The organism is Bradyrhizobium sp. SZCCHNR1098 (assembly GCF_032489375.1).
Lineage (GTDB): Bacteria > Pseudomonadota > Alphaproteobacteria > Rhizobiales > Xanthobacteraceae > Bradyrhizobium.
The window spans coordinates 198,624-213,335 of sequence record NZ_JAUEXY010000009.1; the positions used below are offsets into that span (position 1 = coordinate 198,624).

17 protein-coding genes and 1 tRNA gene are annotated in these 14,712 nt (G+C 61.8%); 13 read left to right on the top strand and 5 right to left on the bottom strand.

Going from position 1 to position 14,712, the window contains the following annotated elements; genetic code table 11:
- Window positions 1-19 precede the first annotated feature (19 nt).
- From QX135_RS20340 to QX135_RS20350, 3 genes are all read left to right on the top strand, one after another.
- Window positions 20-655 carry a class I SAM-dependent methyltransferase gene (locus QX135_RS20340; RefSeq protein ID WP_315733850.1) on the top strand — a complete coding sequence of 212 codons (636 nt, stop codon included), beginning with the start codon at window positions 20-22 and terminating at the stop codon, window positions 653-655.
- A gap of 75 nt (window positions 656-730) precedes the next feature.
- On the top strand, window positions 731-1,081 hold the full coding sequence (locus QX135_RS20345; RefSeq protein ID WP_315757300.1) for a hypothetical protein: 351 nt from the start codon (window positions 731-733) through the stop codon (window positions 1,079-1,081).
- 237 nt (window positions 1,082-1,318) lie between these two features.
- Window positions 1,319-1,395 (top strand) — tRNA-Met (locus QX135_RS20350).
- On the opposite strand, the gene QX135_RS20355 is transcribed toward QX135_RS20350, so the two are convergent.
- The 3 genes from QX135_RS20355 to traA all read right to left on the bottom strand — a co-directional run bounded on the left by QX135_RS20355 (window position 1,352) and on the right by traA (window position 6,729).
- Window positions 1,352-3,010: a recombinase family protein gene (locus QX135_RS20355; RefSeq protein WP_316234262.1), complete on the bottom strand. Its 1,659-nt coding sequence runs from the start codon at window positions 3,008-3,010 to the stop codon at window positions 1,352-1,354. The two genes, QX135_RS20350 and QX135_RS20355, sit on opposite strands and share 44 nt — an antisense overlap.
- 331 nt (window positions 3,011-3,341) lie before the next feature.
- Window positions 3,342-3,554: a helix-turn-helix transcriptional regulator gene (locus QX135_RS20360; RefSeq protein WP_316179834.1), complete on the bottom strand. Its 213-nt coding sequence runs from the start codon at window positions 3,552-3,554 to the stop codon at window positions 3,342-3,344.
- A 160-nt stretch (window positions 3,555-3,714) separates the two neighbouring features.
- Entirely contained in the window at window positions 3,715-6,729 is a 3,015-nt protein-coding gene (gene traA / locus QX135_RS20365) for a Ti-type conjugative transfer relaxase TraA (protein WP_316179832.1), read from the bottom strand.
- Between the two features lie 180 nt (window positions 6,730-6,909).
- Here traA and QX135_RS20370 point away from each other — a divergent pair, with 180 nt between their 5' ends.
- The 5 genes from QX135_RS20370 (at window position 6,910) to ligD (QX135_RS20390) (ending at window position 10,431) form a co-directional block, all read left to right on the top strand.
- Entirely contained in the window at window positions 6,910-7,236 is a 327-nt protein-coding gene (locus QX135_RS20370) for a conjugal transfer protein TraD (RefSeq protein WP_316179831.1), read from the top strand.
- Window position 7,237: 1 nt separating this feature from the next.
- A complete protein-coding gene (locus QX135_RS20375; RefSeq protein WP_316179829.1) occupies window positions 7,238-7,504 on the top strand; it encodes a conjugal transfer protein TraD in 267 nt (88 codons plus the stop codon).
- Between the two features lie 388 nt (window positions 7,505-7,892).
- Window positions 7,893-8,543: a DNA polymerase ligase N-terminal domain-containing protein gene (locus QX135_RS20380; protein ID WP_316179827.1), complete on the top strand. Its 651-nt coding sequence runs from the start codon at window positions 7,893-7,895 to the stop codon at window positions 8,541-8,543.
- The gene (gene ligD, locus QX135_RS20385) at window positions 8,540-9,502 is read left to right on the top strand and encodes a non-homologous end-joining DNA ligase (protein ID WP_316179826.1); all 963 of its coding nucleotides are present in this window, start codon (window positions 8,540-8,542) and stop codon (window positions 9,500-9,502) included. The genes QX135_RS20380 and ligD (QX135_RS20385) overlap by 4 nt, the downstream gene beginning before the upstream one ends.
- Complete coding sequence (gene ligD / locus QX135_RS20390) at window positions 9,499-10,431, top strand: non-homologous end-joining DNA ligase (RefSeq protein ID WP_316179824.1); 933 nt, start codon at window positions 9,499-9,501, stop codon at window positions 10,429-10,431. Before ligD (QX135_RS20385) ends, ligD (QX135_RS20390) begins: the two co-directional genes overlap by 4 nt.
- Here the strand turns inward: ligD (QX135_RS20390) and QX135_RS20395 are convergent.
- Both QX135_RS20395 and QX135_RS20400 read right to left on the bottom strand, forming a co-directional pair.
- Entirely contained in the window at window positions 10,428-10,868 is a 441-nt protein-coding gene (locus QX135_RS20395) for a universal stress protein (protein WP_316179822.1), read from the bottom strand. The genes ligD (QX135_RS20390) and QX135_RS20395 overlap by 4 nt on opposite strands.
- A gap of 30 nt (window positions 10,869-10,898) precedes the next feature.
- Window positions 10,899-11,336 (bottom strand): hypothetical protein, encoded by a 438-nt coding sequence (locus tag QX135_RS20400; protein ID WP_316179820.1) that lies wholly within the window; start codon window positions 11,334-11,336, stop codon window positions 10,899-10,901.
- A gap of 58 nt (window positions 11,337-11,394) precedes the next feature.
- On the opposite strand from QX135_RS20400, the gene QX135_RS20405 reads away from it, so the two are divergent.
- From QX135_RS20405 to QX135_RS20425, 5 genes are all read left to right on the top strand, one after another.
- On the top strand, window positions 11,395-12,045 hold the full coding sequence (locus QX135_RS20405) for a BON domain-containing protein (protein WP_316179818.1): 651 nt from the start codon (window positions 11,395-11,397) through the stop codon (window positions 12,043-12,045).
- 29 nt (window positions 12,046-12,074) lie between these two features.
- A complete protein-coding gene (locus QX135_RS20410) occupies window positions 12,075-12,254 on the top strand; it encodes a hypothetical protein (protein ID WP_316179816.1) in 180 nt (59 codons plus the stop codon).
- 7 nt (window positions 12,255-12,261) lie between these two features.
- Window positions 12,262-13,179: a hypothetical protein gene (locus tag QX135_RS20415; protein WP_316179814.1), complete on the top strand. Its 918-nt coding sequence runs from the start codon at window positions 12,262-12,264 to the stop codon at window positions 13,177-13,179.
- Between the two features lie 76 nt (window positions 13,180-13,255).
- Entirely contained in the window at window positions 13,256-14,347 is a 1,092-nt protein-coding gene (locus tag QX135_RS20420) for an IS5 family transposase (protein ID WP_316179811.1), read from the top strand.
- Entirely contained in the window at window positions 14,347-14,691 is a 345-nt protein-coding gene (locus QX135_RS20425) for a hypothetical protein (RefSeq protein ID WP_316179809.1), read from the top strand. Before QX135_RS20420 ends, QX135_RS20425 begins: the two co-directional genes overlap by 1 nt.
- The last annotated feature ends 21 nt before the right edge of the window (window positions 14,692-14,712 follow it).

Here is a 14,712-nt window from a genome sequence, read left to right on the forward strand (position 1 = left end):
CATCATTCGGGGCAGGGGCATGGGGGACATCGACCGCGCGGGGGTCGAAAAGGCCTATGAGCGCTGGGCGCCGATCTACGATCTGGTGTTCGGCAAGGTCTTCGATCAGGGCCGCCAATCGACCATCGCGGAAGCCGATCGCATCGGCGGCCGCATTCTCGACGTCGGCGTCGGCACCGGCCTGTCTTTGTCGGACTATGCCCGGACCACGAAGATCTGCGGCGTCGATATCTCCGAGCCGATGCTGCGGCGGGCGCAGGCCCGCGTGCGCGAGCTGAAGCTCTTCAACGTCGAGACGCTTGCGGTGATGGACGCGAAGCATCTCGCTTTTCCCGACAATTTCTTCGACGCGGTGGTCGCGCAATACGTCATCACCGCGGTGCCGGATCCCGAAGCGACGCTCGACGATTTCATCCGCGTGTTGAAGCCCGGCGGCGAGCTGATCCTGGTCAACCACATCGGCGCCGAGAGCGGCCCGCGCCGCCTCTTCGAGCTCGCCTTCGCGCCGATCGCGCGCCGGCTTGGCTGGCGGCCGGAGTTCCCCTGGGCCCGCCTCGTGAACTGGGCCGCGAAGCATGGTGGCGTCACGCTGGCCGAGCGCCGGCCGATGCCGCCGCTCGGACACTTCTCGCTCATTCGCTACCGCAAGGGCTGATCGCCAGATACTCTGGCAGGCGCTTTGCCATGCCCTCCGCGCGGAACGCGAGCGCGGGGTTTGCGTTGCCCCGCCATGAGCATCAGGCAATCCTTGTTCCTCTCGTTCGCACTGGCCTCGGCCGCGGCTGCGGCCCACGCCCAGGCGCCCCCGACGCCGGCCACGCCGCCGCAGGCGACGGCACCGGCCCCCGACGCGAATGCCGCCTGCGCGCCGAACGTCCGCGCGACGGCGACGCCCGACGGCATCACCACCGGCCGCGCCGGCGAGCCGCTCGGCGACAAGCTGGCGAAGACCAACGGCGTGTTGTGTCCGCCGAGCGGGGTCGATCCGGAGATGCACGCGCCGACCCCGGAGGGCGGCACGACGCCGGTGATTCCGCCGCCCGGCAGCCCCGGCGGCAATCCGAACGTGCAGCCGAAGTGAGCCTTTTGTGATCTGCATTGCCGAGCTGCCTCTCTCTCCTGCGCGCGTCGGCCCGTGCCCCTCGGCGAGCGACGGATACATTCGCAAGGCCTTGGAGAGTCGCCTAGAATCCGCTCGTGCGAAAACCGCTGCGGCCCGCGAGCTTTGCTTGACAGGGGCGGAGACGCCTCCTTATATGCCGCCCGTTCACAAGGCCCGGCGCCCGCTTCGGCTGGTCTTGCCTTGATCGAACACCGTGGCGGGGTAGCTCAGCTGGTTAGAGCACGGGAATCATAATCCTGGGGTCGGGGGTTCGAGTCCCTCCCCCGCTACCACCTTTCCCCACACTCCTTTGACCTGGTTCGGATAGGCCTTTTCCCCGAGCAGGGCATTTAGCCGGCCAGCTATCTCCACGGCTGCACCACCTGGGCGCGCTGGATCGCGGAACACAGTGACCGTGTCGACCAGCTCTCTGATGGCCTCTGCGGCCTCCCCGTCGGCAGCACTGACCCCTTTCGCTAGTGCTTCTTCAAGGCGACCGAGTTGCTCCTCGTATCGTTTGAGGATGGCCGGATGCAGCGCGACTTCTTTCGGGGTGGGCGGTTCACTCCGTAACTCTTCAGATATCCGCTTTCGTTCGGCATCTAAGGCAGTCGATCGCGGCCCGAGAACAGATGGGTCGCCATGTCCTTTTGCAATCGCATCCACCAGTCGTTCGATTTCCCGGTTTAATTGTCCAAGCCGCTGCTCAAGGCGCTGCCGTTTTGCATTTGATGAAGCCGCGAGGCGCTTCCGCTCCTCGAGATACGTGCGTACGTATTCCGAAATAACCTTCGGCGCGCGCAATTCGGCCTTTAGGCCGCTGAGAACGGCACTCTCGACCGAATCCAAATAGAACGTTTTGGCGTCAGGACATGTGCCGCTCTCTGTCGCTGCCGAGCAGCGAATGCGAACGCGCCCCGATTTGTCGCGCCCATTCGTTGCCATGCCCGAACCGCATGAACCGCAACGGAGCAGGCCAGATAGCATCCGACGAGGCCGACGTTGATGGCTGGGGTGACCGTGACTGCGCTCCCCTTTGCGTTGCTGGGCAGCTGTGAACAGTTTTGGACTGACAATTGCAAGATGCGGCACTTCAGCTATCTGCCAGTCACTCTTGGGATTCGGTCGTGACAGGCGCTTTCCCGAGTCGGGATCTTTCACCATCCTGACCTTGTTCCAGACGAGGCGCCCTACATAGAGCTCGTTCTGCAAGATGCCGGCCCCCCTCTCAAGGTTGCCGTTAATAGTTGAAGCATTCCATGCGCGCCCTCGCGGAGGTGATACTCTCTCTTTGTTGAGATCGTGCGCGATTTCACGAGGCGTTCGACCGTCCACGTATTCCTGAAAGATGCGCCGGATCACTTGTGCCTCGGCCTCGACGATGACCCGTTCGCCGCTTTTTCCCGCGACCGCGGCATAACCGTATGTCAGGCCGCCTCCAGCCAGACCTTGCTTGACGCGCCCTGCTTGGCCACGACGCACTTTATGAGCGTTGTCCTCACGATAGAGTTGTCCGACCAGGCCGCGAAGACCGACCAGCACGGTGTTGACGACGCCTTCGTGAACCGCCCGAATCTCGATCCCCAGAAAAGATAGCCTCTTATGGATACCGGCCAGATCTTCCATGTCGCGAGAGAGGCGATCGAGCGCTTCGACGATCACGACATCAAAGGATTTCTCCCGCGCTTGGTCCAACATCCGCAGAAGGCCTTCGCGTCCCATGACCGAGCCACCTGAACGAGCCCGATCTTCATGGGTGCTGATAACCGTTAAGCCTTCGCGTTCGGCATAGCTTTGACAAAGTGAAAGCTGATCTTCAATCGACCGCTCATTCTGAAGATCGGTTGAGAATCGAGCATAAATCGCTGCTCTCTTCCTTGTCGCTTTGATTGGCGAGCTCTCTTTCATGATCTTCCCTCGCGGCCAGACGGGCAAGTACCCGTGCGAGGCGTAAGATCGCTTTGTCTGGACTCGCCTGCAAGGAAAATTTGAGACCGCTATCTCGCACGACCGTGGCCTAAGGCACCGCAAAATCCGACATGGCACACGCAGTTGTGCCGTTGCCCATCGAGCAAATTTCGGAAACGCTGATCATACCGAGCATTTTTGCTCGGGTGAGGTTCAAGCGGAACTTCGGCTATGAACTCATCTTACGATTGGATACGACAGCGAACAGAAAGGACAGAAACTTGCGATGGCTTAGACGGTGAATTGCTCAGATTTCTGATTACCGGGCTCATCAGGTCTCATCTAATTCACGTTTCGGACTCCACGAGACGGGATCTACGATCCAGCGATTGATGTCGGATTCATGCCAGCCGGCGCCGTTGGTGCTGATCTTGAGCTGAGCGGGGAACGTGCCCTCGGCAATCTTGCGGTAGATGGTGGATCTGGACAGCCCGGTCCTGGACAGCACGGTCTTGAGGCGAATGATCCGGTCTGGCTCGGGCATGGAAACGCTGGCTCTTGCTGACTGTTGGTGATCCAGACAGAACAAGCACTGCCTCGCACGCAAGTGCGTTTTTCAGGTTGTCGTAGCGTGGCGGACGAGCGGCGGCGAATAGGTGTGATCGGCGATCAACGCACGTGGTGGGATAACGACATGCATCGCGTCAGAGCCCGAGCCCACGGCCTCGGCCGAGGTCGAGGCCATGGCTGAAGGCGAGTTCGAGGCTGAGCCTGCGGCCTGTGTCGAAGGAGATGCCGAGTTCGATCTTGCGGTTGGCGAGGATCGATTCCATCTGCGGATCGTGCTCGAGGCCTCGCGCCATGTCGCTCATGGCGGATCGCGTGGCCCTGTAGCCGGACATGTCGCCGGCTTGATATTGGCGTTCGCTGGTCTGGTCGAGCCTCTGCCAGCGCTCCACGAAGCGGTCGGCGAGGCGGGTTGGATTGACGCGGATTTCGGTCTCAAACTGGAGCGCGCGGATAACGCGGCCGAGATTGTTGCCTGACGCAGCCTCCTGAGCAAGTTCCGGGTTCTTCTTGTAGGCGGCTTCGGCATCGTGCGAACCGTGGGGGCGCAGCTCCTCAAGAATCTTGCGGGCGTGCTGCAATTCCTTCACGTGCTCGGGGCTCGCCTTGCCGCCCATTTCTTGCACCTCGAAGATCGCATTCACCGCGCGGGCATGGCGGACCAGCGCCCGGGTGCGGGCCTTGCGCAATGCTACATCCGGATCCTCCGCTACGTTCCCTCCCTGCGCTTCGGTTTCGCGGCGCAGGGCTGGCGTACCGCCCCTTTCCATTTCCGGGGTTTCCCGCTCCGGCCCGCGTCTGCCATCCGGGCCTTGTATATCTCCAGGAGAGCGAAGGCCGTCGAACATGTTGCGCAGCTTTTCCGGCACGACCTTGCGCACGATCTCGGCCACGCGCTCGCGGAAGGTGATCCCGCGCCGCTCGGCGTAGCTCTGTAACGGATCGGCACGGTCGTAGTCCGAGGCCATGTCCTTGGCCCGGTCTCGCGACAGGGTGCGAGCAAGCCGGTCCTGATTGGCAAAATCGTCGCGGCCATAATGCAGATCCACGCCGTCGCGGTGCCGCGACAGGGCGACATAGCTGCTGTGGGCGTCCATGCCCGGCGTCGCCAGGACATGGGCACGATCCACCGTCATGCCCTGCGCCTTGTGGATGGTGGCGGCATAGCCGTGGTCGATCTTGCTGTAGTCCTTCAGGTCGAATGAGATATTTCGCCCGTCGTCGGTGCGTACCGACATGGATTGCGCGCTAACCTGTTCGATGGTTCCGAGCGTGCCGTTCTTGACCCCGAGCCCGCGTTCGTTTTGCAGGAACATGACGCGGTCCCCGGTGGCAAAGTGGCGCTCGCCGCGCTCAACGGTCAGGTACACCTCATCGCCCAGATCGCCTGCGGCCCGCATCCGTTCCCGCGCAGCTTCATTGAGCGCGCGGACTTCGTCGTTGGTGTGGGTGAGGATGATCCGGCTTTCGTCAGGCGACACCTGCCGGTCGCGGTCCCAGTGATCGATCAGATCGCCGCGCGCCTGCGCGCGGGTTGGGGCCTCATGCACCATGCTGCGGGCGCGGTAGGCCTCCAGCGCATGGCCGGTTTTGCTGGTCGCCAGGTCGTGCGTGGCGTCCCGCTGCCAGTCCTCCCGCTGGCGGCGCACCTCGCCGATTTCCGCGCCGCCATGACGCTCATGGATCGAGCGGAAGGCCGCACCCGCTTCGATGGCTTGCAGCTGTTGGGGATCCCCGACCAGCACGACCTTGGCGCCGGCCTCCGCCGCATGGGACAGCACCCGCTCCAGCTGGCGCGTGCCGACCAAGCCCGCCTCATCGATGACAAGCACATCGCGCGAGGTTAGGAGGTCGCGGCGCTGTCCCCAGCCATGTTCCATGCTGGCAATGGTGCGGGACGATATGCCCGATCCGCTTTCGAGATTTTCCGCCGCGATGCCGGATAGGGCAACGCCCCGAACCTCGTAACCCGCCGCTTTCCAGACCTCTCGCGCCACGCCCAGCATCGCGCTCTTTCCCGTTCCGGCATGGCCGACCACGACCCTGAGATCGCGACCGTCCGTGACCTGTGCCAGCGCGTTGGCCTGCTCCGCGGACAGGACTAGGCCGCGCTGTTCGGCACGTGCCAAAGCGGACTGCCGGTGTCTGTCATTCACCGCATGGCGATCCCGTTCCGCCATCGATTCTGCTGCGCGGTGCAGGCGCTGTTCGGCCGAAATCATCTCGCGGGTAGTGAAGCGATCCTCGCCGCGAGCGTCCTTGCCGAGTTCGACCAGATCGGGTGCGTTACGTATCGCGCCCGTGACTTCGTTGAACTGGTCGATCCCGTCGCTATGCCGATGCGCGAACTTCGCCATGTCGCGGCGTGTGAAGGTCGATTGCTGATGCGTGATCGCGTCCAGCCCAAGGGCAGGATCGGCGATGATGCGCGCGCCATTGCTCCGCGCGATTTCACGGTGTATCTCCGCGCGGTCGGCCTCGGTCCGTTCGCTGTCGATGCCCCGAACCTCGATACGTTTGGCCGGCGCTCCGATCTGGCTTTGCGGCTCCAGCGCAATCCCCTGCGCTTCCAGACTGCGATGGTCGATCCGCGCGTCGATGTCGAGTTCAGCCAGCCGTTCGTTGGCAAGCTCCGCCCAGCGTTCGCGCCAGCGCTCGACCATCTCCGTGCGGTTCCACTCCCGCACCTTCTGCCCAAAACCGTTCTCGTCTACGGAGCGCATGGTCAGCATGACATGAGCGTGGGGTTTAAGGCCCCCGTCCTCGGCCATGTCCCAATGCACATTGAGATCGGCGATCATGCCCCGATCGACGAATTCGCCCCGAACGAAGTCGCGGGCCAGTTCGATGCCGTCGCGCTCACTCATCTCCCGCGGGATGGCAAATTCCACCTCGCGGGCAAGCTGGGCGTCCTTGCGGACTTCGCAGGCTTCGACATCGTTCCAGAGCCGCTCCCTGTCGCTCCATGCCTTCGGCGCGTTCTCCGGCAGCAGTACCTCGGAATGGACGACGCCGCGCTTTCCGGAAAAATCGTGGCTGCGTTCAAGCCGCTCGTCGCGCAGCCGCGAGGCCGAGCGGTAGGCGGCGGATGCTACCGCGCTGCTTCCGGCCTTGCGGCCAATGACCTTGACGTGAAGATGATAGATCGCCATCGCGATCAGACCATCTACACGGCGAAGCGCACGTCGGCACGACGTATAAGCGCGCCCTCGAAACTAATTTCTCGGGACTGCCCGCGCTGTCCCAGACCGTCCCGGCAACCTTACAGCGTTCGGCCACGGGCTCGACTATCATCTCTTCATCGACAGTTTACACGGCTTACGGAGGATACAATGCGCAAGCCACGGAACTTTGATGCGGAATTGAAAGCGCTCGAAGACAAGGCGCGAGGGCTCAAGATACGCAAAGTACAGCAGCTCGGCGAACTCGTCATTGCCACCGGTGCTGACACGCTCACGGCCAATGAACTGGCGGGCGCGCTGATCGTGCTGGCCGAGACCAAAGAGGCCGGAAAGAGGGAGGCATGGGCCAGACGCGGGGCCGCGTTCTTTCAGGGACGGTTGCGGCAAGCTGCACCTGCAACTGAAGGCGACACGGATGGCGCTCCGGCGCAACCGGGCGGCTCGCAACCGGCATCGGGCCGCAAGGGCGCGGCATGACATGCGCATATGGCAAGTCGAGCGCCGCAAGCGCACACGGTACCTCATCGAACTCGGCGGCCTCGTCGTGAAAGCAGGTGTCGTGGACCTGACCGGCGACGACCGTGCTATGATTTATGGCGCGCTGCTCTGGATGGCGGACAAGCTCCAAAGCGATCAGGGCGAACAGGCACGAGCCCTGTGGGTAGCAAAAAGGAAGCAAGTGTTCGAGGCGGCTCCGGCGACACACAACGGAAAAGATCGAACCCTTCCAACAGTTCGTTCTTGAGACACGACAACGGCATGTCAGCCGAGCGACTGGGTGCCCGGAGCAAGGTTCAGGCATGCGATGGGCGCCGGAGACAGAAGTTTGTTCCACTGCACTCCTCAAGCTGTCCCAGCCGCGGTAAGGTCGCGGTGGGAGCTTGACCGCATCAAACGGACATTCTCGGTCGAGGGAACTGATCTGACATGCAATACTCCAATCTAGGTAGAATTTCCGAATTGGCCCCGCCTCCGAAAAGGCGAACCCCGCCGTCTGAACAGGCCGATGAAGCGCCGGGCCTCGTCGAGAAGGATCAAGTCGACGTCGAACGTGAAGCCCCCTTGGGGGAAAACGAGTCGATCGAGCGAAGTCCCCGCGACAGGCCGGACGCGGAACCACCGGCCTTTGAGGAATGAGCGCGGTACGGGCCGAGGTCGGCACGCGCAGCAGCAAGGACAGAATGGCGCGGCAGGTTTCCGGCCTGTCCAGTTATAGCAGCAAGCGCAACTTTCAGCATACGCCGGAGCCAGGGCCGGCGCGCCGCCGCAAGCAACACAAACATCTCGCCTTCGTGGTGCAGAAACATCGGGCGTCACATCTTCACTATGATCTCCGGATCGAACTGGATGGCGTCCTGAAGAGCTGGGCAGTCCCAAAGGGACCTTCGCTCGACCCGAGACAGAAACGGCTCGCAATTCGGGTCGAGGATCACCCGTGGGAGTATCGGAATTTTGAGGGCAGGATTCCCGAAGGCAACTACGGTGCCGGCGAGGTCATTGTGTGGGACAGGGGAACGTATCGCTGCATGGAGGGTGGCGGCGAGGAGGCCGTACGACGACAGCTGCGCAAGGGCTCGCTGAAGGTCTTTCTGCGGGGTCAGAAGCTCAGGGGCGAGTTCGCACTGGTGCGTCTTGGCACGCCGCGCCGGTGGCTCCTCATTAAGGCAAATGATCAATACGCAACGCTGCGGGACGTAACGCTGGACGACCGATCGGTTAAGACCCGTCGCAGGCTGCCGGATATGGAGCCTGTCAGCCGTCAGAAGAAATTACATCGGCGATGACCGGACAAAAACGCAAGCAGAGGATATCAAAAGCCGCGCTCAGCCCGATGCTCGCGACGCTGATTGATGCGCCGTTCGACGATCCGGACTGGATATTCGAAACCAAATGGGACGGCTACCGAATTGTTGCCAGAATCGACGACGGGAACGTGAAATTGCTGTCGCGCCGGGGCAAGGATGTCACGCGGGATTATCCACGAATTGCCGCTGCGCTTGCAAAGCTAAGGCGCGCACGCCAGTCCGTCATCGACGGCGAACTCGTTGCACTGGACAAGAGCGGCCGGTCGCGGTTTCAGTTGTTGCAGAATGCCGCCAACACCCGACCGCGCCTAGTATATTATGTGTTCGATCTCCTGTTCCTCAATGGCAGGGATTTGCGCCGGCTTCCCCTTGTCGAACGCAAACGCCAGCTGAAGTCGTTGCTCGTTCCGGGTAGGGTGGTCCGTTACAGCAGGCATGTCACGCGCAACGGCAAGACCGCCTTTCGCAATGCCAGGCGCCGGGGCGACGAAGGCATCATGGCCAAGCGCGCGCAAGGGTCATATGTCTCCGGCAGACGCACCCGAGAGTGGCTGAAGATCAAGACCGGTTTACGTCAGGAGGTTGCCATCGTCGGATACACGCGCCCGCAACGATCACGGCAATATTTCGGCGCGCTGGTGCTCGCCGTCCGCCAGGGAAGCAATTGGAAGTATGTCGGACGCGCCGGGACAGGGTTTGACCGGGACAGTCTCAAGCTGATTCATGCGAAGCTCGTGCCGTTGCGCACGGTGCGCAAGCCGATCGATGCAATCGTCCCCGGCGAACGCACGACCATTTGGGTTCGTCCGCGTCTGGTCTGCGAGGTCAAATTCACGGAATGGACGCACGACGGGCAAATGAGACACCCCGTCTTCGTGGGCTTGAGGACGGACAAGCCTGCGCGCAGCGTCGTTCGCGAAAGGAGGACGCCGGCATGAGTTCGGTCGAACTGAAGAATCTCGACAAGACATTCTGGCCGAAAGAGGGTCTCACCAAGGGAGATGTCATCAGGTACTACGATCGGATGTCGAGCCTCATCCTACCCTATTTGAAAGGCCGGCCGATGGTGCTGGTCCGCCATCCGAACGGTATCAAGGGGGCCAGTTTCTTTCAGAAGAACGTTGGTTCGATCCACCTGCCTTCGTACGTCAAAACAGTCAGTATCCGAGCCAGGAGCACTGGCCGAAACGTGCGTTACATCATCTGCAGCAACAAGGCGACGCTGCTGTACCTGGCGAACCTCGGATGCATCGAAATGCATGTCTGGGGCTCGCAAGTGAGGAAGCTTCATTGTCCCAGTTACATGGTGATCGACCTCGACCCCGGCGGAAACCCTTTTGCTCAGATTGCGGCCGTCGCAAGGGAATCGCGCAAGGTCATTGCGGCTGCCGGCGGGACCTGCTTGGTCAAGACCTCCGGCAAGAGGGGAATTCACGTCTACGTTCCGCTGCGGCCCATTTATGATTTCGAAGAGGTCAGGTCCGTCGCGAGGCTCGTCGCTGAAATCGTCAACCGCCGCATGCCGAAGCTGACAACTGTCTCTCCAAGGCTCAGCGGCCGCAGGAACAGGATCTATCTCGACTGTGCCCGCAACGGCTTCGGCCAGACCACCGTCGCACCGTATTCGTTGCGGGCTTTCCCCAAGGTCACCGTGTCGACCCCGCTCGACTGGCGCGAACTCACGGCTTCCTGCAGTCCAGGACGTTACAATCTGCGATCGATGGCGAGACGGGTCCGAATCAAGGGCGATCTCTGGCAGACGTCCATGCACAAGCCGAACAGCCTGCGGAGGCTCGAAGCGTCACTAAAGTCGATACTGTTGGCGGGTAAGAACGCTGGAGGGAAACGCCGCGCAAAGCCGCGTTAGTGCGACATCAGGGTCGGCACCGTCATCGACTGGAGCATGCCTCTCGTAACCCCGCCAAGCAGGCGCTCCTGAAGCCGGGAGTGGCTATAAGCTCCCATCACAATCAAGTCCAAGCCAGCATCGGCGGCAAGGGAGAGGATGGTGGCCTGAATGTCCACTCCGTCGGCGGTGGCGCGCTCAAATCTGGCCGTCAGACCACGTCGCGCCAAATAGGCCGCCAGTTCAGCCCCGGAGGGGTTCTCCGGTTTCAAAGGTTCATTGACGTTGATAATCGCAACTTCCTGCGCGTCTTTCAGAAATGGCGCCGCGTCGCGGAGGGCGCGCGCAGCCAAGCGGCTCCCATCCCACGCAATGCCGATGCGTTTGAACTGGAGCGGGCCCTTGTGGATGTAAGGGACAAAGAGGACGGGGCCACCACACTGGAACAGGATTTCCACGGGAAGATTATTGTCGAATGTGTCCCGTTCTTACTCGGGCTGCAGCAAGATCGTAAGGTCGGCAAGGCGCGCCATGGCACCGATTTGTGCAGCAGCATCGTACATCGCCCCGGTGATCGCCTTAAGGCTGTAGGCAACCCCGGCGTTGCGCGCTTCCGTATCGAACGCGGACAGGGCCGTGTCGGCCCTTAGTTGGGCGCTCTTGTGCTCCATCTCGAACACCGCAGCAACGGCCGCACCGCCATCGAGGGGAACCCCGATATTTGCGGTCTCGTACCCGATGGACGCGGCTTGAAGGCGGGCTTTGTGGGCTATCGCCAGCGAAACTGCGCCGTCGATCACCGGACGGGCCTGACGCTCGCTGGGAACGTGAACCAGAAGATCTCTGAGCATGCGGGCCTCCGACGCCTGTTGCTGCTCAAACATCATTAAGGACCAGGGACGCAAGGGGGGCTTGATGCAGGTCAAGCGGCGCTCAGCAGCTTGAACGAATAATGCCGCCCAGAGAAAATGAGGGCCAATGCCAATGCATGACAGCGAGTTGCGGCAACTCGTCACCGACGAGTTTGAATTCGATCCGGGATTTGATGGCGCTCACATCGGAATTGCCGTAGAAAATGGCATCGTAACGTTGACGGGTCATGTGGAGAGTTGTGCGCAGAAACTTGCCGCAGTCGCGGCAGCCAGACGCGTCAAAGGTGCGCGCGGTATCGCCGACGAGATCGAGGTCCGCTACCCCGACGGCAAAAAGACCGCAGATGATCAGATAGCAAGTCGCGCGCTCAACGTTCTTAATTGGGATTCGACGGTCTCGCCCTACCAGATCGATGTTACCGTCAGCGCCGGCTGGGTTACGTTGAGAGGCACCGTCGACTGGCAGTTCGAGAAGGAAGCGGCCGAGCTGTGTATAGGCAAGCTGTCCGGGGTTGTCGGGGTACGCAACGAAATCAAATTGAAGCAGCGCGCGACGGTCGAGGACGTGAAGTCGAAGATCGAAGCGGCACTCAAGCGCCATGCCGAAGTCGAGGCAAAGGCAATCCGGGTTTCCGTGACCGGTGGAGACCATGTGATCCTGGAAGGCGAGGTAGACAGTTGGGATGAACGGCGCGCCGCCAAGGCGGCGGCTTGGTCGGCACCCGGTGTGATGCTGGTGGATGATCTGATCACGGTCCGGTGACGTCCCCCATGTGAGTCCGGGAGGAGACGATGAAGCGTTCCAAAGGCTTGAAGAGCCTCTCTGGGGGATGCGGACCGAACAACGCACCCATTAGGTCGGACCTGAACTATCTCGACGAAGTTGATCCCGCCTCGGCCCGTGTCGCCGGCGAACGCTATGGTTGCCTGACACCGTGGCAGCGCAATCCCGCCACTCCATTCGGTGTGTGATCCCGTTATGAGCAGCGATGCGACCGCTTACGTTCTCGCGAAACTGAACTGGATGCGTGTCGAGCGGATTTGGCCCAATGGCTTGCGTTATCTTTGGACCGATGCCTTCGGACTGGTTTTGCTTGTCTCGCTCTATGCGGAACTCGGCGACAAAAAATTCCTGGACCAAGCCGAGCAGCTGGTCGCGGAGGTGGACCGGGTTCTCGGGCGCGCTCGCGGCGTTCGCATCGGGGAAGCGCCCGATCGCGACGGACAATATTTTCACTATTTGGCCGTCTGGCTGTACGCTTTGTCGGTACTGGCGCGCTATCGTCCGGCATACCGGCGCAAAGGGATTGATCTCGTCCGCCAGATCCATGGCGCATTTGTTCTGCCGGGCAGGGGCGTGATCTGGAAGATGAGAGAGGATTTGTCCGCGTCCTATCCCGGCTACGGACTTGGCGCGCTTGATGCGTTCGACGGCTACATTTCCTATCGATGTCTCGGTGAGGAGGCGCTGCACCGGGAAATCGCGGACATGAAAGTGCTAATCGACTTGTCCGCACCGGAACTGTTCATAACCCAGGATCTCGGGCTTGGGATGATGCTGTGGATGACCCACTTCTTTCCGAATGAAGAGTGGGCGGTGTCGCAACGGGGCCGTTGCCTGAGGCAGCTTGAGGCGATGTGGCAAAAGGACAGTTACTTTTGCCGCGAGCCGGATTTGCCCGACGTGAAGATAGCGTTCACCAATTACGGCGTCTCGGTCGGACTGCAGGCGGTAGGCGCAATGGCGCGGCGCGTGCAGCTGCTGAATGAATTCTTCGACGGCTTCCGGTCCGGCGATGAATATGATCGCGAAGCCATCACGCATGTGATGTCCTGCAGCTCCCATTTCCCTGGATTTTTCCTGCGCGACTTCCGCGGCTCGGCTAATCCTCCCTAGCAGGCTGTTGAAAAAGGCGCTCGCCGCCGACCGCCGACCATGATTCATTGGCTCCGACGAGATTCGGAGATGGGGCGTGCGCGGCGGCGACAATCGAACGGGCGAGCTGTTCAGCTACGTTGACCTGGAGGCGCGGGTACGGCGTGATCATCCGCTGCGGACGATCCGGACGATCGTGAACGAGGCGCTGTCAGCGCTGGAGCGCGAGTTTGCGGCGCTGTATTCGCCGATTGGGCGGCCGTCGATCCCGCCGGAGAAGCTGCTGCGGGCGATGCTGTTGCAGGCGTTTTATTCGATCCGCTCGGAGCGGCTTCTGATGGAGCGGCTGGAGTATGACCTGCTGTTCCGCTGGTTCGTTGGCATCGGCGTTGATGTTGCGGCCTGGGACCATTCAGTGTTCTCGAAGAACCGCGATCGGCTGCTGGAAGGTGACATCGCGGCCAAGTTCCTGGCGGCGGTGCTGGCGCAGCCCAGGGTCGAGAAGCTTCTGTCGAGCGATCACTTCTCGGTCGATGGCACGCTGATCGAGGCCTGGGCCTCGATGAAGAGCGTCAAGCCGAAGGACGGCTCGGGCGAGCCGCCGGCGCAAGGTGGTGGGCGCAATGCCGAAGCAGACTTCCACGGCCAGAAACGATCGAACGACACCCATGCGTCGACCACCGATCCCGATGCCAGGCTCTACCGCAAGGGCAAAGGCAAGGAGACGAAGCTATGCTTCATCGGGCACGGGCTGATGGAGAACCGCCACGGCCTGCTGGTCGACGCCTGCCTGACGCAGGCGGACGGGCATGCCGAACGGGTGGCCGCGCTGCACATGATCGAGCCTCGTGCCGACCGGCCGACAGCGATCACGCTTGGCGCCGACAAAGCCTACGATGCAGAAGACTTCGTCAACGAGCTGCGTTCGATGAACGTGACGCCGCATGTGGCGCAGAACACTAACGGCCGCAGCTCTGCGATCGACGGGCGAACGACCCGGCACGGCGGCTATGCCGTCAGCCAGCGCATCCGCAAGCGCATCGAGGAAGCATTCGGCTGGATCAAGATGGTCGCGGGGCAAGAGAAGACCAGCTTCCGTGGCCGTGATCGCGTCGCATGGGCTTTCACCTTCGCTGCCGCCGCCTACAATCTGGTGCGGCTGCCCAAGCTGATCGCGGAGGCCGGCTGATGGCCAAGGTCCCCAGCTTCGCCAAGGCCTTTGCCGGCCGCTGGCGCATCGCCGAAATGGACAACTGGGACAGCGACTTCCTCGATCTCGTCGAAGAGGCGCATCTCACGTTCACGGGTAGATCCGACGGTGAAATTGCCTTCGGTGCGCTGAAGGGCTTTCTCGACGTCCGCTACGCCACGCGAGATGGTTCGGCTTGCGCGGAGTTCTCATGGGAAGGGTACGACGAGAATGACCCCGCCTGCGGTCGCGGATGGGCTATGATCGGCACTGCAGGCAGGCTCGTTGGCCACTTCTATATACACAAGGGCGACGATTCAGCCTTCGTTTGCGAACGGGGCTGACTTCTTCAACAGCCTGCTAGC